22 protein-coding genes are annotated in these 19,547 nt (G+C 35.9%); 20 read left to right on the top strand and 2 right to left on the bottom strand.

Going from position 1 to position 19,547, the window contains the following annotated elements; all coding sequences use genetic code 11:
* The first annotated feature begins 1 nt into the window (after position 1).
* Both F7O84_RS16775 and F7O84_RS16780 read left to right on the top strand, forming a co-directional pair.
* A complete protein-coding gene (locus F7O84_RS16775) occupies positions 2–1,444 on the top strand; it encodes a glycoside hydrolase family 1 protein (protein WP_192451808.1) in 1,443 nt (480 codons plus the stop codon).
* A gap of 26 nt (positions 1,445–1,470) precedes the next feature.
* Complete coding sequence (locus tag F7O84_RS16780) at positions 1,471–1,959, top strand: PTS sugar transporter subunit IIA (RefSeq protein WP_151147919.1); 489 nt, start codon at positions 1,471–1,473, stop codon at positions 1,957–1,959.
* A gap of 133 nt (positions 1,960–2,092) precedes the next feature.
* Here the strand turns inward: F7O84_RS16780 and F7O84_RS16785 are convergent, their stop codons facing one another.
* Together F7O84_RS16785 and F7O84_RS16790 are read right to left on the bottom strand one after the other, a co-directional pair.
* Positions 2,093–2,695: a hypothetical protein gene (locus tag F7O84_RS16785; RefSeq protein WP_151147921.1), complete on the bottom strand. Its 603-nt coding sequence runs from the start codon at positions 2,693–2,695 to the stop codon at positions 2,093–2,095.
* 111 nt (positions 2,696–2,806) lie between these two features.
* Positions 2,807–3,172 (bottom strand): helix-turn-helix domain-containing protein, encoded by a 366-nt coding sequence (locus F7O84_RS16790; RefSeq protein WP_151147923.1) that lies wholly within the window; start codon positions 3,170–3,172, stop codon positions 2,807–2,809.
* 385 nt (positions 3,173–3,557) lie between these two features.
* Here F7O84_RS16790 and F7O84_RS16795 point away from each other — a divergent pair, with 385 nt between their 5' ends.
* The 18 genes from F7O84_RS16795 (at position 3,558) to F7O84_RS16880 (ending at position 19,528) form a co-directional block, all read left to right on the top strand.
* Positions 3,558–4,412, top strand: coding sequence for a GGDEF domain-containing protein (locus tag F7O84_RS16795; RefSeq protein WP_151147925.1), 855 nt, complete (start codon positions 3,558–3,560; stop codon positions 4,410–4,412).
* Between the two features lie 180 nt (positions 4,413–4,592).
* The gene (locus F7O84_RS16800) at positions 4,593–5,120 is read left to right on the top strand and encodes a winged helix DNA-binding protein (RefSeq protein ID WP_151147927.1); all 528 of its coding nucleotides are present in this window, start codon (positions 4,593–4,595) and stop codon (positions 5,118–5,120) included.
* Entirely contained in the window at positions 5,102–5,842 is a 741-nt protein-coding gene (sufC, locus tag F7O84_RS16805; protein ID WP_151147929.1) for a Fe-S cluster assembly ATPase SufC, read from the top strand. The genes F7O84_RS16800 and sufC overlap by 19 nt, the downstream gene beginning before the upstream one ends.
* A 22-nt stretch (positions 5,843–5,864) precedes the next feature.
* A complete protein-coding gene (gene sufB / locus F7O84_RS16810) occupies positions 5,865–7,271 on the top strand; it encodes a Fe-S cluster assembly protein SufB (RefSeq protein ID WP_151147931.1) in 1,407 nt (468 codons plus the stop codon).
* A gap of 11 nt (positions 7,272–7,282) precedes the next feature.
* Complete coding sequence (locus F7O84_RS16815; protein ID WP_151147933.1) at positions 7,283–8,392, top strand: SufD family Fe-S cluster assembly protein; 1,110 nt, start codon at positions 7,283–7,285, stop codon at positions 8,390–8,392.
* On the top strand, positions 8,379–9,605 hold the full coding sequence (locus F7O84_RS16820; protein ID WP_151147935.1) for a cysteine desulfurase: 1,227 nt from the start codon (positions 8,379–8,381) through the stop codon (positions 9,603–9,605). Before F7O84_RS16815 ends, F7O84_RS16820 begins: the two co-directional genes overlap by 14 nt.
* A complete protein-coding gene (sufU, locus tag F7O84_RS16825; RefSeq protein ID WP_151147937.1) occupies positions 9,595–10,023 on the top strand; it encodes a Fe-S cluster assembly sulfur transfer protein SufU in 429 nt (142 codons plus the stop codon). Before F7O84_RS16820 ends, sufU begins: the two co-directional genes overlap by 11 nt.
* Positions 10,024–10,053: 30 nt before the next feature.
* Entirely contained in the window at positions 10,054–10,506 is a 453-nt protein-coding gene (gene bcp / locus F7O84_RS16830; RefSeq protein WP_151147939.1) for a thioredoxin-dependent thiol peroxidase, read from the top strand.
* Between the two features lie 186 nt (positions 10,507–10,692).
* Complete coding sequence (locus F7O84_RS16835) at positions 10,693–10,932, top strand: single-stranded DNA-binding protein (protein ID WP_151147940.1); 240 nt, start codon at positions 10,693–10,695, stop codon at positions 10,930–10,932.
* 39 nt (positions 10,933–10,971) lie between these two features.
* Positions 10,972–12,462: a DUF1538 domain-containing protein gene (locus F7O84_RS16840; RefSeq protein ID WP_151147941.1), complete on the top strand. Its 1,491-nt coding sequence runs from the start codon at positions 10,972–10,974 to the stop codon at positions 12,460–12,462.
* Entirely contained in the window at positions 12,455–13,123 is a 669-nt protein-coding gene (locus tag F7O84_RS16845) for a P-II family nitrogen regulator (protein ID WP_151147944.1), read from the top strand. Before F7O84_RS16840 ends, F7O84_RS16845 begins: the two co-directional genes overlap by 8 nt.
* A 248-nt stretch (positions 13,124–13,371) precedes the next feature.
* Positions 13,372–14,391 (top strand): glutathione S-transferase family protein, encoded by a 1,020-nt coding sequence (locus F7O84_RS16850; RefSeq protein WP_151147946.1) that lies wholly within the window; start codon positions 13,372–13,374, stop codon positions 14,389–14,391.
* A 16-nt stretch (positions 14,392–14,407) separates the two neighbouring features.
* Positions 14,408–15,352 (top strand): transporter substrate-binding domain-containing protein, encoded by a 945-nt coding sequence (locus F7O84_RS16855; RefSeq protein ID WP_192451809.1) that lies wholly within the window; start codon positions 14,408–14,410, stop codon positions 15,350–15,352.
* Between the two features lie 15 nt (positions 15,353–15,367).
* A complete protein-coding gene (locus F7O84_RS16860) occupies positions 15,368–16,120 on the top strand; it encodes an amino acid ABC transporter permease (RefSeq protein ID WP_151147950.1) in 753 nt (250 codons plus the stop codon).
* Positions 16,117–16,881, top strand: coding sequence for an amino acid ABC transporter ATP-binding protein (locus F7O84_RS16865; RefSeq protein ID WP_151147953.1), 765 nt, complete (start codon positions 16,117–16,119; stop codon positions 16,879–16,881). The genes F7O84_RS16860 and F7O84_RS16865 overlap by 4 nt, the downstream gene beginning before the upstream one ends.
* Before the next feature lie 35 nt (positions 16,882–16,916).
* Complete coding sequence (locus F7O84_RS16870; protein ID WP_151147954.1) at positions 16,917–17,423, top strand: GNAT family N-acetyltransferase; 507 nt, start codon at positions 16,917–16,919, stop codon at positions 17,421–17,423.
* Between the two features lie 20 nt (positions 17,424–17,443).
* Positions 17,444–18,403: a glutathione S-transferase family protein gene (locus F7O84_RS16875; protein ID WP_151147956.1), complete on the top strand. Its 960-nt coding sequence runs from the start codon at positions 17,444–17,446 to the stop codon at positions 18,401–18,403.
* 111 nt (positions 18,404–18,514) lie between these two features.
* Positions 18,515–19,528 (top strand): glutathione S-transferase C-terminal domain-containing protein, encoded by a 1,014-nt coding sequence (locus tag F7O84_RS16880; protein ID WP_151147957.1) that lies wholly within the window; start codon positions 18,515–18,517, stop codon positions 19,526–19,528.
* The last annotated feature ends 19 nt before the right edge of the window (positions 19,529–19,547 follow it).

Here is a 19,547-nt window from a genome sequence, read left to right on the forward strand (position 1 = left end):
AATGAGTTTTCCAAAGAATTTTTTGTGGGGTGGAGCCACAGCGGCCAATCAATTTGAAGGTGGTTGGAAAGAAGATGGGAAAGGTGATAGCGTATGTGATCATATCACAGCAGGCACGGTAAGCACACCACGTTATTTTACAAATGAGATAAAAGAGGATCTAAATTATCCTTCACATGAAGCGATTGATTTTTATCATAGATACAAAGAAGACATTGCTTTGTTTGCAGAAATGGGATTTAAAGTATTTCGTTTGTCTCTTAATTGGACCAGAATTTTTCCAAAAGGAGATGAGGTAAAACCAAATCAAAAAGGTCTTGATTTTTACAGAAATGTTTTTATGGAGTGTAAAAAATATGGAATCGAGCCATTGGTAACCATTTCTCATTACGAAATCCCATATTATCTCATGAATCAATATGGTGGATGGTTAAATCGTGATTGTATTGATTTTTATTTGAATTTTTGTAAGGTTGTATTTAACGAATACAAGGATTTGGTAAAGTATTGGCTTACCTTTAATGAAATAAATTGCCTAATGATGGGCGTTGGTGACATCTTGTCTGGCGGAATTCAAAGTGAAGACGGACCAATGCAAGATTTTAACCAAATACCAACAAGAAAACAGCAACAAAACAGATTTCAGGCATTGCACCATCAGTTTTTGGCAAGTGCAAAGGCAGTTGTGTTAGGTCATGAGATAAATCCAGAGTATCAAATTGGCTGTATGGTTGCAGGTGGAGCAATATACCCATATACTTGTAATCCAGATGACATTGTATTGGCACAGCAGGAAATGAGAATGAACTATTTTTGCGGTGACGTACAAGTAAGAGGAGAATATCCTTACTTTACAAAGCGTATGTTTGAAGATATGGGTATCGTTGTTACCATGAAAGAGGGAGATTTGGAAGTACTTAAAAAGGGTACGGTAGATTTCTACAGCTTTAGCTATTACATGAGCACATGTGCAACAACAGATGAAGATGCGAAAAAAGCAAGTGGTAATGTGATTATGGGTGTAAAAAACCCTTACTTAAAAGCAAGTGATTGGGGATGGCAAATTGACTCAAAGGGGCTTCGCTACCTACTCAATGATTTGTATGGTCGTTATCAGATTCCAATGATGATAGTGGAAAATGGGCTTGGTGCAGTTGATGTATTGGAAGATAATACGGTCCATGATTCTTACCGAATTGATTATCTAAGAGAGCATATCAAACAGATGGAGGAAGCCATCAAAGACGGTGTTGACTTAATCGGTTTCACCCCTTGGGGCTGTATTGATCTAGTGAGCATTTCAACAGGTGAAATGAAGAAAAGATATGGTTTTATTTATGTTGATAAGGATAACGAAGGAAACGGAAGTCTTGATAGATTTCGCAAAGATTCTTTCTATTGGTACAAGAAGGTAATTGCATCCAATGGGAAGGACCTTGATTGAGATAGGAAGAGATTTAAGGAGGTATCATGGAACTTTTAGATAAATTAAGAAATAAATTAAATCGTACTCACGAAATTTATATGCCAGTGGTAGGAAAGTTAATATCATTAAAGGAGATTGCAGATGGTGTATTTTCTGAAGGGATTCTTGGAATGGGTGCTGGTATTGACCCAGAAGAAGGTGTAGTTTATGCTCCTTTTGATGGAAAAGTTATACAGGTCGCAGATACGAAACATGCGATTGGTTTGGAAAGTTCAAAAGGCATTGAATTGTTAGTACACGTAGGTATGGATACAGTTGAAATGAAAGGTGAGGGCTTTGATGTATTGGTAAAGGAGGGAGAACGTGTTGTACGTGGACAAAAGCTTATGTCATTTTCAATAGATGCAATTAAAAAAGCAGGACACCCCACAACAACTGCTGTTATTGTTACCAATAGTGCTCAGTTTGAATCTGTTCTTGTCTTAGAAGAAGGAAACAAACAAAAAGAAGATGTTATGATGCGAGTGGTATAAGCCACGAGACTTACTATTCTATCCATTTTTTCAGGTCTTGGAAGTTTAGTTAACTTGTACAAAGAAAGATAACAACATCAAAATCAAAATTAGCCAAAAAACCTCTATCTTTTGAAAAGACAGAGGTTTTTTATTAGGCTGATAGAACTTGAATTCGAAAAGCGGTGGTCTGTGGAGGGATACTTAATGTTTGAAAAGAGGCATGTTCTACTCGTACAAGTTGACCAGGCTTTATATGGCTTAAGGAGATTCGCTCTCCATTTCTATTTAAAATAATGGTCGCTTGGGAAATAACAAAGCGCATTTGTTCAATCATTTCATATGGATTTCCTGTTAATAAAAAACTATTTCTTACATCTACGCTTACCACACGGTCTGTTGTTACAACAACTTCAGGCATTCTTAAGCGAACAATCATTTGAAAGGCCCTTGCCTGAGGGGGGATACTCATAGTCATTGCTGAAGAAAAAGAGGCATCAAGATACATTCCCTTTTTTAGGTCACAAAGATTCAATGGTTCTGCAAATTCATTTATAATTTCAGTATTTGGGTTTACGATTAATTTTAATAATTCATTTTGAAGCACGTTGTTTGAAGTTTCTACACGAAAGGATATTAAAACAGACCCTGTTTTTCCATCTGTGGTAGATACTTCTTCTATCAGAGCATGCTCAACGTACAAGACGGGGCTGTTCATCTTGTGCGATGTGTTTGATGTAGGACTAAAATGTGCCATAGTGATATGAATTCCTATTTATTTTCTATAGTATATGTCTAATTTAAAATAATGTGTTAGGTAAAGATAATCTGAACCAGCCAAAAGAAGTTATTATGGCTGGTTCAAGTATTATAACCCAAGATGGGCTACTCTTTCCTTTAGTTTTTGCAGTTCAATGTACTCTAATACTGCACGTCTTCCAGAGTTATTTAGAGAGAGTACATCAGTAATTAGCTGACCAGATGTGTATTCTCCCACAACGGTTTCATTTAAGGATTGAATTCCCCCTTTACAGGCAGTTCTTCCTAACAAATAATCTGTTGATACATCATAAAAGTTTGCAAGAGCAATCACAGCACGAGTCTGTAAATCACTGTCGCCTTGTTCACATCTTGAATAATGCTGTTGTGTGGTTCCTATTATCTTTGCAATATCTGACTGCCTCAAATCTTTGTCTTCTCGAAGTCCGCGGATAATTTCATATGGTTCCTTCATAACCTCATTTCTCTACTCCTTTTACATTTTATTTGTGTATAAAATAGTATCACACACGATATTGATGTATTGACATTAACTTATAATTAATGTACAATGACAAATAATACATTTAGCATGTGTATAATTGGATTTTTTTATCCAAAGAACTTTCATTAGCTTATATTTCGGTATTTTATTTATTATTTTAAGAAGAAGGTGTCAGCGTAAGCTGATAGTTGATATAACTTTATACAAATAAGTGTACTTTATGAACCGATTAGGAATTTGCAATTTTAACTACAAAAGCAAAACGCGTCAAGCGAGTGTTTTTTACAAAGGAAACACCTTCTTATGACCAAGGAATATTCGATACTCGTATATTCTTAAAGAGAGGTGAGTGAAAATGATTTTTAATAATTTAGGGGAGATATTTTATATCATTCACGCGCTGGAATCAACAAATACATCAGTTTGCATTACTGATGCCAATCAAAAGATTATTTACGAAAGTTCGCATAAGGATTATAAATATGATGCAACAATAGAAGATATGAATTCGTTTGTTGAGCGTTTGCGACAAGAACAAAATGCAATTTTTAGAATTCAGCTCATTGATTGTGTATTAACAGCGATTACAACGGTTCCCGTCTTAATTGGTAAAAGTCAATATTTTATGGAATTAAAACAACATGTCTCAAGAATCAAGCAATATAGCTTGGTTTCTTCCTCGTTTGATAATTTATCCATACACCAGATTAAAGAAATGGCGATTACGGATGCTTTAACAAAACTTTATAATAGAAGATATATTGATGAACGACTACCAATTGATATGCAAAGTTCTTTTGAACTTGGTGAACCGATTAGCATTTTGTTTATTGACATTGATTGCTTTAAAGAAATCAATGACACATATGGTCATGCAGTGGGAGATCAGGTACTTTGTGAAGTGGCGCTTTTATTACAAAAGCAATTTAATAAAGGAAATGGATGGGTAGCAAGATACGGAGGCGATGAGATTCTAGTTTGTTTGCCAGGCTGTGTAAAGCATTCTGCAAAAAGAATAGCCAATCGTTTGAGAAAGACAATTGAATCCAATACCTTTAGGGCATTAGGAAAAGAGATTCAAATAACCTGTAGCATTGGAGTTCAAACAACACTAAGAGATTCAGGGATAAAAAGTATATCAGAGTTAATAAGGATGGCAGATAAGAATCTATACCGTGCAAAAAGTGAAGGACGTAATAAAGTAATATAATAGCTAGCATTTAGATAGATGAATCAGGGAAAAACAACTCTGGTTCTTTTTTTATATAAAGGAAACTTCGAGAGAGAATTCTTTGCTTAAAAAGGGTTGTTTCATTAAAAAAAATGTTTAGTTACTAAAAAATATTGCAATTTTTGTTTAGTTACTATAAAATAAATTTGAGGTGACGATATGAATTCAAAAAACGAATTAATACAAAAGTTTCATCAGGCTGCAAATATTATGTTATGCGATGCCAGAACTTCAAGATGTTATGGAACAGAATATGCTTTAACTTACTCTGATCTTTCCTTTCTTAAATGTATTCAAAGAAATGAAAATAACAAAGCGGGGGATATCTCTCAATACCTAGGGATTACAAATGGAGCAGTGGTACAACTAGCTAAGAAGCTGGAAGGAAAGGGTTATTTAGAGTCCTATCGTATGGAAGGAAATAAAAAAGAAGTGTATTATCGCTTAACGAAAAGTGGACAGACTGCCTGTGAAGGCTATGACAAATACAATGATGATATAAATGCATTAATCGAAGCTTATATTATAGATTTGGACGAGGATACACTAGGTACCATAAAAGGCTTATTTGAAGCTGTCATCACAGGAATTGAAAAAAAAGACTGCTATATCAAATATTCCAGTAAAACAAAACAACTGGAAAGTAAAAAAGATGGAAGGTGCGAAAAATGCAAAAGAACTTATTAGAAATAAAAGATTTAAAGGCAACCGTAGAAGGAAAATTAATTTTAAATGGTGTAGATCTTACCATTCGTCCAGGAGAAGTACATGTTTTAATGGGGCCAAACGGTGCGGGTAAATCAACACTTGCCAATGTCATAATGGGAGATCCAAGGTTTGAGGTAGAAGAAGGTAATATTGTATTTGAAGGAGAAGATATCTCTAAAGAGAAACCAGATGCAAGAGCAAGAAAAGGAATCTTTTTATCCTTTCAGGCGCCAGAAGAAATCCCAGGTGTGACTTTGGAAAACTTCCTAAGAGCTTCTAGAGCTGCCTGTTCTGGAAAACCGGTTAAAATATTTGCTTTTAAAGATGAGCTTTCAGAGAATATGAAGGCACTAGGCATGGATGAAGCCTATGCAAAACGTTATTTAAACGTTGGTTTTTCTGGTGGTGAAAAGAAAAAAAGTGAAATTCTTCAATTGGCAATGATGAATCCCAAATTAGCGATTCTTGATGAAACGGATTCAGGGCTTGATGTAGATGCAGTAAAGCTTATTTCTGAAAACATAGCACGCTTTAGAAATGAAAACAATGCAATCTTAATTATTACCCATATTACTAAAATATTGCAAAACCTACCAATTGATTATGTTCATGTATTGGCAGATGGGAAAATAGTAAAAACAGGAGATGCCTCCATTGTTGATACAATAGTACAGGAAGGATTTTCATCCGTTTTGGGATGAGATTAGATTGGAGGTAATAGAAATGGAAAAACAAAAGACCATGATTGAGGATATCTCACGTGAGCTTTATGATATAAAAAATGCAGATGTTGCTCGCTATAAAACCCAAAAAGGTTTAACGCCAGATATTGTCTGTGAGATTTCAAAACAAAAGAATGAACCAGACTGGATGCTTGCGCATCGTTTGAAATCGTTAGAACATTATAACAAAATAAAAATGCCAGCATGGGGGCCTTCTCTTGACGAGCTAGACATGAGCCAAATTGTTACTTATGTAAGACCAAATACAGATATGAAAAATAGCTGGAATGACATTCCAGAGGATATCAAAGAAACATTTGATCGACTTGGAATACCAAAGGCAGAAAAAGAATCATTAGCAGGTGTTGGTGCACAATATGATTCAGAGGTTGTGTATCATAATGTAAAGCAAGACTTGTTAAATCAAGGAGTTATTTATACGGATATGGAAAGCGCGGTGCAAGAACATGAAGATATTGTAAGAGAGTTATTCATGAAACTAGTACCACCAACCGATCACAAATTTGCAGCGCTGCATGGTGCAGTTTGGTCGGGAGGCTCCTTTGTATATGTTCCAGAAGGAGTACACGTATCCATACCACTTCAGTCTTATTTTCGCTTGAATGCACCAGGGGCAGGACAATTTGAGCATACACTCATTGTAGTAGAAAAGAACGCAAGTCTTCACTTTATTGAAGGATGTTCTGCACCCAAATATAACCAGCTTAATCTTCATGCTGGCTGTGTAGAGTTATATGTAAGAGAAAATGCAAAATTAAGATATTCGACCATAGAAAATTGGTCAAAGAATATGATGAATTTGAATACAAAGAGAGCGTCTGTTGAGAAAAACGGAACCATTGAATGGATATCTGGAACTTTTGGTTCTCACATTACCATGTTGTATCCATCCAGTATGTTAAAAGGAGAAGGAGCCAAATCAGAATTCACTGGTATTACTTTTGCGTCCAGTGGACAACATCTTGATACTGGAACAAAGGTATTTCATATGGCACCAAATACCTCCTCAACCATTAATTCTCGTTCCATTTCAAAGGATGGAGGAAAGTCAATTTATCGTAGCTCTGTAACCATAACACCAAAGGCAACAGGAAGCAAATCGTCTGTTATATGTGAATCGTTGATGCTTGACAATGAATCAAGAGCAGATACCATACCAGTTATGGATATTCAAAACGATCAGGTGGATATTGGACATGAAGCAAAAATAGGAAGAATCAGTGATGAAGCCGTCTTTTATTTGATGACAAGAGGACTTTCAGAGGAAGAAGCAAAAGCTATGATTGTACGAGGATTCGTAGAGCCAATTGCAAAGGAGCTGCCACTTGAATATGCAGTAGAAATGAATCGACTGATTACTCTTGAATTAGAAGGGACCATTGGCTAGGAGGTGACAAAATGATTACACATGCAAAGAAAATTGATCGAATGCCTGAAAGGACTTGGTCGTGGTTAAAGGTAAATACCGCAGATATTTTTTTATACGCACCTGAGGATAAAAAAGAGGAATCCGTTTTGATTCAGGCGTCAGATAAGATAGAAGTGAGAAAAGATTTTACTGGTGTTACGTTTAAGACGGATCCCTCCAAGCATTTGATGAATGAAGAAATTGAGAGCTTTATAGAGCAAAACAGTAATATTCGCTATTACATTCGAATCCCAAAGAACCACAAAGAAGAAGAGCCGATTCGAATTACCCTTGAAATAACGGATGAATACAACGTAATTGGAGAAGATATTGTAATTGAGGCAGAAGAAAACAGTGAAAGCACTATTATTGTAGAGTATCGCTCCAAAGGAAAAGAAGAAGGCTATCATAGTGGACGAACTAGAGTGCTTGTACATGAAAAGGCTTGTTTAAAACTTGTTAGAGCGCAATTGTTTCATGATGAGGTGAAACACAATGATATCTTAGGAGCGCAGGTACAAAAAGAAGGAAAGCTTACAATGATACAAGCTGAGATGGGGTCAAGTGGTTCTACAGCAGGCTGGAATGTTTTACTATCTGGAGAGGAAAGTGAAGTAAATTTAGACCTTGTATATGTGGGAGAAAAAGAAAAGAAGCTTGATTTTACAAGTCGTATCGAATACCAAGCGGCAAAGACCAATGGACAGGTAAGAGCAAGAGGTGTTTTACTTGGAAAAAGTAAAAAGATACTTCGAGATACGCTTGATTTTGTCAGTGGTTCTAAGGAAGCAAAAGGAAGAGAAGAAGAAGATGTACTCATGCTTAGCAAAAATGTAAGAAACATTTCAGTTCCTCTTTTATTTTGTGGAGAAGACGACGTACAAGGTGAGCATGCAGCGTCCTCAGGCCGACCAAGTGACAGTACTTTATTTTATTTAATGAGCCGAGGACTAAGTGAAGCAGAGGCTAAGAAGTTACTAGCAGAATCAAAGTTTGCCGCTATTTTGGAGGAAATGAAGGAAGAAGCATTGAAGGAAGAAATCTTATCCTACCTTCGAGTAGCCATTGAAGAGGGAGGATACATGAGTGAAGGATTTTAGAAAGGATTTTCCTCTTTTTACAAACATAGATAAACAAGGAAGAAGCATTGCGTATCTTGACAATGCAGCAACGACACAAAAACCTTACGCAGTGCTACAAGCACAAGAAGAGTATTATAAGAATAAAAATGCCAATCCTCATCGCGGGGCTTACGATTTGAGCATCGAAGCAACAAAAGTTCTTGATGACGTCAGAGAGAAAACAAAAAGATGGCTACATGTACCAATAGACGGAGAAATAATTTTTACAAAAAATGCCTCCGAGAGCTTAAACCTTGTAGCCTATAGCTATGGAATGACTTATATAAAAGAAGGAGATGAAATCGTTTTGGCGGTTTCGGAACATCATAGTAATCTTGTTCCATGGCAGATGGTTGCAAAAGCAAAAGGCGCTCATCTAACTTATTTGTATTTAAACGAAGAGGGAAGAATCACATTAGAGGAAGCAAATCGTAAGATAACGAGTAAAACAAAGCTAGTAGCGATTGCTCAAGTATCAAATGTTACAGGTCTTGTCAGTCCAATCGAAGAAATCATAGGACTGGCTCATTCAAAGGGTGCGGTTGTGGTAGTTGATGGAACACAAGGGGCTGCGCATTTGGCGGTTGATTTAGAAAACATGGACGCTGATTTTTATGCATTTTCAGGGCATAAGATGCTTGGACCAATGGGGATTGGCGTATTATATGGAAAGAAAAAATATCTAAATGAAATGCCTCCATTTCTATATGGTGGAGATATGATTGAATATGTAGAAGAACAGTCAACTACCTATGCTCCAGTTCCGCAAAAGTTTGAGGCAGGAACACAAAATATGGGAAGTATTGCAGGATTTGGGGCTGCAATTGATTATTTGGAGCAGATTGGGATGAGTCAAATTCAAAGGATAGAAGAGGACCTTACCAGATATTTACTAGAACGCCTTAGTAGCGTTTCCCATGTAAATATTATCGGTTCTTCCTCCTTAGAAAATCGCATTGGCGTTGTGCCTTTTGTAGTAGACGGAGTACATCCTCACGATGTGGTAACCATTTTAAATAAAGATTTGGTAGCGATTCGTTCAGGCAATCACTGTGCACAGCCACTTCATAGTTTCTTGAAGGTTCCAGCAACGTGTCGTGCTAGTGTGTATCTTTATAATACAAAAGAAGACATTGACAGACTAGCAGATAGCTTAAAAGGAGTTAGGAGGTGGCTCGGTTATGGAGCTTGATGAATTATATACAGATTTAATACTTGAGTATAGCCAATCGAGTGCTTACAAAAAGCCACTGATTCAGCCAAACCGTAAGATGAGAGGCGTGAATCCAAGCTGTGGTGATAACATCGAATTGGAATTAAAGGTAGACAATGATATCATACAAGAAATTGGATTATTAGGAAATGGATGCGCCATATCACAAGCATCCGCCTCTATGATGGCGGAGCTAATCGAAGGAAAAACAGTAAAAGAGGCAAAAGAGTTAGCAAAGACCTTCATTGGTATGATTCAAAAGACAGTTACCAATGGGGAAGAATTAAAGATATTAGAAGAAGCCAGAGCGTTTCAAAATATTTCAAATATGCCTGCTAGAGTAAAATGTGCGGTACTTTCTTGGCATACACTAGAAGAGGCATTAGGCGAAGATTAATTAAAGTAAAAAGAAAGGAGGTATATTATTATGTTAGAAAAAGGATGTAAGGCTCCAGATTTTACATTACTGGATAAAGAAGGAAATGCAGTAACTCTGTCTGATTTTAAGGGGAAAAAGGTTGTTCTTTATTTTTACCCAAAAGATAATACTCCTGGCTGTACCAAACAAGCTTGCAACTTTGCTGACAATTACAATGCTTTTTTAGAAAAAGGAGTAGTTGTTCTTGGTATTAGTAAAGATAGCGTGACATCACATGAAAAATTTGCAGCGAAGTACAATCTGCCATTTCCAATTCTTTCTGACCCCGAATTAATTGCAATTAAAGCATATGATGTGTGGCAGGAAAAAACGTCCTATGGGAAAACGAGCATGGGAGTTGTTCGTACTACTTATATCATTGATGAGGATGGAATGATTGAGACTGTTATGACCAAAGTAAAGGCAGATAGTAATGCAATCGATGTTTTGGAACAGTTATAAATGAAAAAGAAAACGACTCTTTTTGTAAAAAGAGAGTCGTTTTTTGATTTTTTATAACGAAAAATATAAAATAATTTTAGGGGTCATGTCATTTTGTAATCAGGAAAATAGAGGGGTTGACAAAGAGTGATAATTTGATTACAATGTTCATAACAATGTTGTTGACAATAGGAGGAGAGGTACTTTATGATTGATGTAAATGATTTATTAAAGCAAGCAATCAAAGAGACGAAAAATCTTCAGGAAGGTGAGATTTTTTTGGTTAAGGATTTGTTCAAGGGTTATATCTGGAACAGAATAGCAGTAAAAGACAGACTTTTACTTGGGACTTTGTTTTTAAATCACGTGCAAAAGGAAAAGAGTGGTTTAATACCAGTTGAAAAGACCTCCTCACATCAACAAAGGTATCAAAAAATGCAGGCTTAAGTATAGTTTGTAGAAAGATAAGGAAAGGAAGAGAGCTATTTGAGTGTAATTATATCTAAATTAAAAGAGGTATTGTATTCAATACTACCAATCACAGTAATGGTGATTATTTTAAACTTTACATTGACCCCAATTGATGGTGTTTTAATGGCAAGATTCTTAATTGGAGCTGTGTTAATTACGTTAGGTTTAACTATATTTTTAATCGGAGTTGACATCGGAGTTACTCCAATCGGTAATATAATGGGATCAATGATGGCAAAGTCGAATAAAGTCTGGGTGGTAGTTGTTGTTGGTTTGATTCTTGGTTTTTTTGTTTCCATTGCTGAGCCAGATCTTCATATTCTGGCAAATCAGGTAGATGATGTATCTTTAGGTCTAATTTCTAAACTCAGTATTGTTGTAGTTGTGTCTATTGGAATTGCAGTCTTACTTGTTCTAGGGCTTCTTAGAATTGTTTATAATTTTCCACTATATAAGATATTAACTGGTTTATATGCTGTTATTTTTGTATTAGCATTATTTACCTCAAAAGAGTTTATGGCTATTGCCTTTGATGCATCCGGAGCTACCACAGGAGCTTTAACCGTACCCTTTATCTTGGCATTGGCAATTGGTGTATCAAAGTTAAAGAAAGATAGTAAATCATCCGAAAAAGATAGTTTTGGGTTGGTTGCAATTGCTTCCATTGGTGCAATCATATCCGTTATGATTATGAGTATTATCAAGAATACAAATGAAATCACAGGTTCACTTGAGGAAGCTGAAGCAGTATCTACTTCAATCCTAGAGCCATTTATACATGAATTGCCTAGGTTATCTAAAGAAGCATTAATCGCTTTAGCTCCTATCGTTATTATTTTCTTAGTATTTCAAAAATTATCGTTTCATTTATCTAAGACAGCCGTTCGAAAAATATTATTTGGAATGTTGTTTGCCTTTATTGGACTAGTATTATTTTTGTTGGGTGTGAATGCTGGATTTATGGAAGTGGGTAGTGTAGTTGGTTATAGTATTGCTTCTTTGGATAACAAGGTCTACGTAGTAATCATTGGATTTATCCTAGGAGTTGTTACCATTCTTGCAGAACCAGCGGTATATGTATTGACTCATCAGATTGAAGACGTAACAAGTGGCTACGTAAAACGTAATGCTGTAATGATAACACTTTCTATTGGTGTAGGTTTTGCAGTTGCATTATCTATGGTACGAATTTTAATTCCTTCTTTGCAGCTTTGGCAGTATTTACTACCAGGGTATGTGATTGCAATTGCAATGACTTATTTTGTGCCAAAACTATTTGTTGGTATTGCTTTTGACTCAGGTGGAGTTGCTTCAGGTCCTATGACGGCAACCTTCATTCTTGCATATGCACAAGGGGCTGCACAGGCAATTGAAGGAGCTGATGTATTAGTGGACGGATTTGGAATGATTGCAATGGTTGCCATGACTCCATTAATTGCCTTGCAAATTCTTGGATTAGTGTTTAAAATAAAGTCAAGAAAAGGAGGGATGAACGAAGATGTTTAATGAATCAACAGCAGGTGATATTGAATTAATCTGTGTTATTATAGATTTTGGTTTGGGTAGTAAAATAATCAAGTCAGCAAAACGTCATGGTGTGTCTGGGGCCACGGTAACACTTGGGAAAGGTACCGTAAGTAAAAGTATCTGGGATTATATGGGATTGTCTGAAATTAGAAAAGAGATTGTCTTTATGGCGGCGAAAAAAGAAACAGCCTATGTTGCCTTAGAGGAATTAAATAAAGAATTTAAGTTTTGTAAACCAAATCATGGAATTGCGTTTACGACATCAATCAAAACCCTAATCGGATGCAAAAAAATAAAAGCAAGTAATGAAGAGAATGAAGGAGGGGTAGAACAATCTATGTATCAGTCTATCACAGTCATTGTAGAAAAAGGAAATGCCGAAAATGTTATTGACGCGGCAGTAAAGGTTGGAGCTAAGGGCGGTACAATCATGAATGGAAGAGGATCTGGCATTCATGAAACAACCAAATTATTTTCAATCGAAATTGAACCAGAAAAAGAGATTGTTATGATTATTTCTGAAGTAGAAAAGACGGATGAAATTGTAAACTCTATCCGAGAGGAACTTAAAATAGATGAGCCAGGGAATGGAATTATTTATATTCAGAATGTAAATAAAACATATGGCATCTATAAATAAATGATACACATCTAAATAAAATACTCTGTTTTACTAAAATTTCTTAGTAAGACAGAGTATTTTTATGTCATCAGGAAAGTTCTTCAAACTATTTTCTTCTTTTTTACTGTATTAGAAATTTTTTCAAACATATTTTGAATGCCGTCTTAGTTATAGGTAATAGGTATAACCCATATTCACTTTTTGGTATTGTACATATTCATATCGGAATGGTATGATATGAAAAACAAAGAGCAAAGGAGTAAAAAATGGCGAGTGAAAAAAAGTTAACTAATATAGATGATAAAGAGCAATTTTTTGGCAAAGTAGCAACAGCAGAAGAAGTTAATGAACTTTCAAAGACAGGTGCATTTGTCAGACAAGAAAATCGTTTTATTACACCATTTGGAACGAAGGAAGGCGAACTTCCAATTGAAGCAGGTCGATATCGACTGATTTGGACACCTCTTTGCCCTTGGGCAACTAGACAGGTGATTGCATTTAAGCTTCTTGGACTTGAAGATGTTATCAGTGTTGGAACGGTTGCACCGATTCGAACAGAAAAGGGATGGGAATTTTCTTTGGATAAAGATGGTGTTGATCCCGAGCTAAAGATTCGTTATCTACCAGAAATTTATGCAGCAACGGATCCACAATATACAGGAAGAGCAACTGTTCCAGCAGTAATTGACCTAAAGACCAAACAGGTTGTCAACAACGATTATCATCATTTAAGCAAATACTGGGAGACGGTTTGGGAGCCATTTCATAAAAAGGGTGCACCTGATTTGTATCCAAAAGAGTTAAGAGATGAGATTGATGCACTCAATGACATCTTATTTCATGAAGTGAATAATGGAGTTTACAAGGCAGGATTTGCACAATCGCAAGAGGCTTATGAAAATGCTTATGATTTAGTCTTTCAGCGACTCGATTGGTTAGAAGAAAGACTTTCAAAAGGTAGATATCTATTTGGAGATCAGTTGACCGATTCAGATATTCGTTTATATGTTACACTGGCAAGATTTGACATTGCATATTATTTTGCATTTCGCACCAATCGAAATCGTATTGCAGATTATGATAATTTATGGAATTATGCAAAGGATTTATACAGCATCCCTGCATTTAAAGAAGCAACCGATTTTGATGCCATTAAGAGAGGGTATTTGTTAGGAAATCATGCCCACAATCCTTATGGACTCTTACCAAAAGGCCCAGATCTTTCGATTTGGGAGGAACCAAATAACAGAGAAGAAAAATTTGGAAAAAATAAATTCACATATTAAAAAAGAGGAGAATTGTATGAAGAAAAATATCTTAAAAAAATTAGTAACAGGAATCATGGTAACAACATTAGCAGCTGGAGTCTTAACTGGATGTGCAAAAAAAGCAGAGAGTGATTCAAATGCCAATGCAAGCAATCAAGAGGCATCAGATGAAAAAGCAACAGATGCAAGCACTGATAATGCGAATACAGAGGATGCAAAAAACACAGACCTAGAAGAAGTAACCACGATTTATGCAGCAACGGGCGGAGCTCCAAAGCCTTTTACCTTTGTGGACGATAGCAACGAATTAACAGGGCATAACATTGATTTAATCAAAGCGGTATTTGAACGATTGCCACAATATAAACTGGAAATTGAAGTAACAGATTTTCCATCTATTTTTGCAGGACTAGATTCTGATCGCTATCAAATTGGCGTAAACAATTTTGCCATGAACGAAGAGAGAAAAGAAAAATACTTATTTAGCGATCCTATCTTTGCAAATGAATATGTAGCAATCTTTGCAAAAGACAGTGATAAGGCCGAATCCGTTGAGAGTTGGGAGGACTTGGCAGGCTTAAAGACCATTTCACAGGCAGGAATTAATATTACAACCGCATTAGAAAACTATAATACGGCAAATCCAGATAATGCAATTCAAATCGAATACAGTGAAGCAGACCTTGTGCTACAGATTCAAGATGTAGAAGCAGGTAAATATGATTTTGTACTAATGGATAAACCAATGTTTGAGTATTACCAAAAGGAATTTAACTTTAATGTAGTTGGAGCTGAGATTAGCAATGACGTATCACAGGATTTACTACCACAACCGTTTAGCTATTTATTAATTAGCAAAGGAAATGAGCAATTGGTAGAAGACATTAATAAGGCACTCAAAGAAGTAATACAAGATGGCAAGAGTAAAGAGATTAATGAAAATTGGTTTGGTTCTGATTATTCTCCATCTTACAATTAAACCTGGAGGAATGATATGAGCAAATTGTTTGATGGAAAATTAGTATTTACCCAGATTCCCACTTTACTTGAATATTTACCAATTACAATTGAATTAACTTTGGTTGCGCTCATAATTGGCTGGATCATAGGACTTTTATTAGCCATGATCAAAATAAAAAGAATACCTGTTTTATCACAGTTAGCTGCTTTATTTGTTTCGATTGTAAGAGGAACGCCTGTTATTGTACAGTTATATTTGACTTATTTTGGAATACCGATTGCGTTAAAATATTTTAATTACTACAATGGGACTTCATATAACGTAAATACCGTACCGCCGATTCTTTTCGCAATTATTGCGTTAGGTCTTAATCAGTCAGCATTTGACTCAGAAACCATTCGCGCAGCAATCCAATCTGTAGATAAGGGACAGGTGGAAGCAGCGAAAGCTTTAGGAATGACAGGTAAACAAATTCTTAGAAGAGTTCTCCTTCCACAGGCAGTGACAGTCGCGCTGCCTTCCCTTGGTAACTCGTTGATTGCATTAATCAAAGGAACTTCCTTGGCATTTACCTGTTCTGTGGTAGAAATGACTGCAAGGGGTAAGATTATAGCAGGAAACAATTATCGTTATTTTGAAGTTTATTGTTCCCTTGCAATTATTTACTGGTTACTGACTATTATAATTGAGTGGGTATTTAAATATATAGAAAAGAAAATGAGTGTACCAGAGGATGTACCAATCATAAAAGAAGACCAGTTACAGGAGAGGAGGCTTAACCTATGAGCTTTGTTGAAATTAGAGGACTTAGTAAGAAGTTTGGACAAAACGTTGTTTTAAACGATATCAATCTAGACATCCGCAAAGGTGATGTAGTAGCAATCATAGGACCTTCTGGAACTGGTAAATCCACTTTACTTAGAGCTTTAAACTTATTAGAAAAACCTGAAAAAGGTGAAGTAAGTATAGAAGGAAACGTATATGATCTAACGACTAAGTCAGCAAAAAAGAAATTAGAACTTAGGAAAAGCACCGAAATGGTATTTCAGCAATTTAATCTATTTAAAAACAAGACAGCACTAGAAAACGTAATGGAAGGTTTACTAATTGTGAAAAGGATGAAAAAAGAGGAGGCGAGAAAGCGAGCCATTAACCAGCTTGAAAAAGTAGGAATGGGTGATCGCCTCAATCATTATCCAAGGCATCTATCAGGAGGGCAACAACAACGAGTTGCCATCGCAAGAGCACTTGCAATGGAACCTAAAATGCTTTTAATGGATGAACCTACTTCGGCACTTGATCCAGAGTTAGTAAGTGAGGTTTTACTAACGGTAAAGAAGGTTGCGCAAGAAGGAAATACGATTTTACTGGTGACTCACGAGATGAATTTTGTAAAAAAGGTAGCCAATCGTGTCATCTTTTTAGAAAATGGAAAAGTGGTTGCAGATGGAACACCAAAAGAAATTTTTGAAAATCCAAGTAATGACAGGTTAAAAGAATTCTTAGTAAAAATCCATATGTTGGAGGGGTTAGAGTATACCATTTAATGGTGATAGATTGATTAGAAACAAGGTGAATGATAATGAATATTACTTATAAGACAAATAAAGAAGATGTTAACTGGCAAGAAGTATCAGAAGTTTTAAAACGTTTGGGACTTTCCAATCATCCTGCGTGGGAACAAGAAATCATATTTAAAAATAGCTATGCGGTCGTATTTGCATATGATGACGAAAGAATTGTTGGTGTAGCCAGAGCTTTATCAGACGGTGTATGCCAGGCTGCGATATACAATGTAGCCCTAGATGATGAATATCAAGGACATGGAATTGGAAGAACTTTAATTGAGACTCTTCTAGAACAAGTCAAAGGTCAAAATGTAATATTATATACACATCCAAGGACTGTTCATTTATATGAAAAGTTTGGATTTCGTCGAAGTAAAACCGCTATGTGTATGTTTCAAGGATCAGAAGAAAAGTTAGAATGGATGAGTGAACAAGGCTTTCTTCTTCCAAAAGATTTTCGATTTGCAGATGAATATGGAAGAAAAGATATGCAGTATCAAGCGCCAGAACGTGGAGAGTAAAGAAAGTAAGGTGAATTCGCATGTCAACAAAATATATAAAAGAAGAAATACAAGCAAATGGTAAGTTTGAACGACAAAAAAATCGTTTCACAACGCCATTTGGAACAAAAGAGGGGCAATTACCAGTGGAAGCAGGCAGATATCGACTCTTTTGGTCACCCGTTTGCCCTTGGGCTCATCGAAGCATCATTGTTCGAAGACTCCTTGGATTAGAAAATGTAATTAGTGTGGGTACACTTGACCCGATTCGTCCAGATATTGAAAGAACGGACTGGGCATTTACCTTAGATGAACACCATGAAGATCCTGTGTTAAAGATTAAATATCTAAGTGATATTTATTTATCCACAGACCCAGAATATACAGGTCGATTTACCGTTCCTTGTGTCGTTGACTTGAAAACAAAAAAAATAGTAAATAATGACTATTTTAATTTGACAAAGTATTTCGAGATAGAATGGAGCAAGTTTCATAAGGAGGGAGCTCCTGATTTATATCCAAGCGAACTTAGAGAAGAAATCGATGCGTTAAACAACCTTTTGTTTCATGATATCAACAATGGAGTCTACAAAGCAGGGTTTGCAAGAAGCCAAGAAGCTTACGAAGAAGCTTATGAGCTAGTATTTAATCGATTGGATTGGTTAGAGGAACGCCTTTCACATCAAAGGTATTTATTTGGTGATAAGATTACAGAGTCAGATATTCGCTTATATGTGACACTTGCTAGGTTTGATGTGGCATATCATAATGGTTTCTGGCTTAATCGAAATAAATTAGTAGATTTTCCAAATCTATGGGGGTATGCAAGAGATTTATATCAACAGAGAGGATTTGGAGATACGACAGACTTTGATGCCATCAAAAAGCATTACCATTTATGCTGTTTGTCAACCAATCCATTTCATATTTTACCAAAAGGCCCTGATTTATCCATTTGGGATACGCCTCACAATAGAGATAGAGCTTATGGAACTGTGTAAAAATAGTTTCTATAGTTACAGATTGGTTATAGGTAAAACTTATAACCAATTTTCATTATAAAGTATTACCACTCAATTTGCTTAAAAGGTATAATAAAGGAGGATATAAACATGTCAAATGAAGGAATAAATAAGAAATTACGACCAAAAGAAATAGAGAATGAAATCGATGAACGAGGTGCTTTTGTCCGTCAAAAGAATCATTTTGTTACTCCCTTTGGTGAGGGAGAGAAGGATTTAAAGGCCCAAAAAGGAAGGTATCGTTTAATCTGGGCAAAGGGATGTCACTGGTCAAATCGTGCCTCCATTGTAAGAGAATTATTAGGTCTAGAAGAAGCAATTGGAATCAATTTGGTTGGTCATAGTAAAGAGAATGCGGCCTATGGATGGGAATTTGTATACAATGAAGATAGAATGGATCCCGTACTTCAAATTCAATTCCTAAGCGAGGCATATTACAATGCAGATCCTGATTACACAGGAAGATGTACGGTACCAGCATTAGTTGATGTCACAACAAAAAAGGTCGTAAATAATGACTATCATCGTTTGACGAATTATTTGGAAACCGCATTTCGGCCATTCCAAAAAGAGAATGCTCCAGATCTTTATCCAGTAGAACTTAGAGAGGAAATCGATGCGTTCAATGACTGGCTCTTTCCAAATGTAAACAATGCCACCTATCGAATGATGTTTGCACAATCCCTTATTGCCTATGAAGAAGCATTTGAAGATTTTTATCATGCACTTGATACGATTGAAGAACGGCTTTCAAACAATCGATTTTTATTCGGGGATTATGTAACGGATAGTGATATCCGATTATTTGTTACCTTGGCAAGGTTTGATACACATTATTATAGAAATATAGGCCCTATCAAACAAAGGGTGCAAGATTATAAAAATATATGGGACTATTGCAAAGACCTATATGAAATTGAAGCATTTAAAAACAATACTTACTTTAAAAGTTTCTCAAAGCCAATTGATATTAGAGAAGGAATCTTTCAGCCTTACGCCACAAGATTTTATGATCAGATTGATTATGATAAGCTTTGGTCAACACCACAATCACGTAAGATACTTAGTAAGACTCCCGATGAGAAATTTTTGAGACAGAAATAAATGAGCAAAGCAAAGGAGA

Origin of the sequence: Candidatus Galacturonatibacter soehngenii (genome assembly GCF_008830185.1) — a bacterium.
In the GTDB taxonomy this organism is placed as follows: Bacteria; Bacillota; Clostridia; order Lachnospirales; family Lachnospiraceae; genus Lachnotalea; species Lachnotalea soehngenii.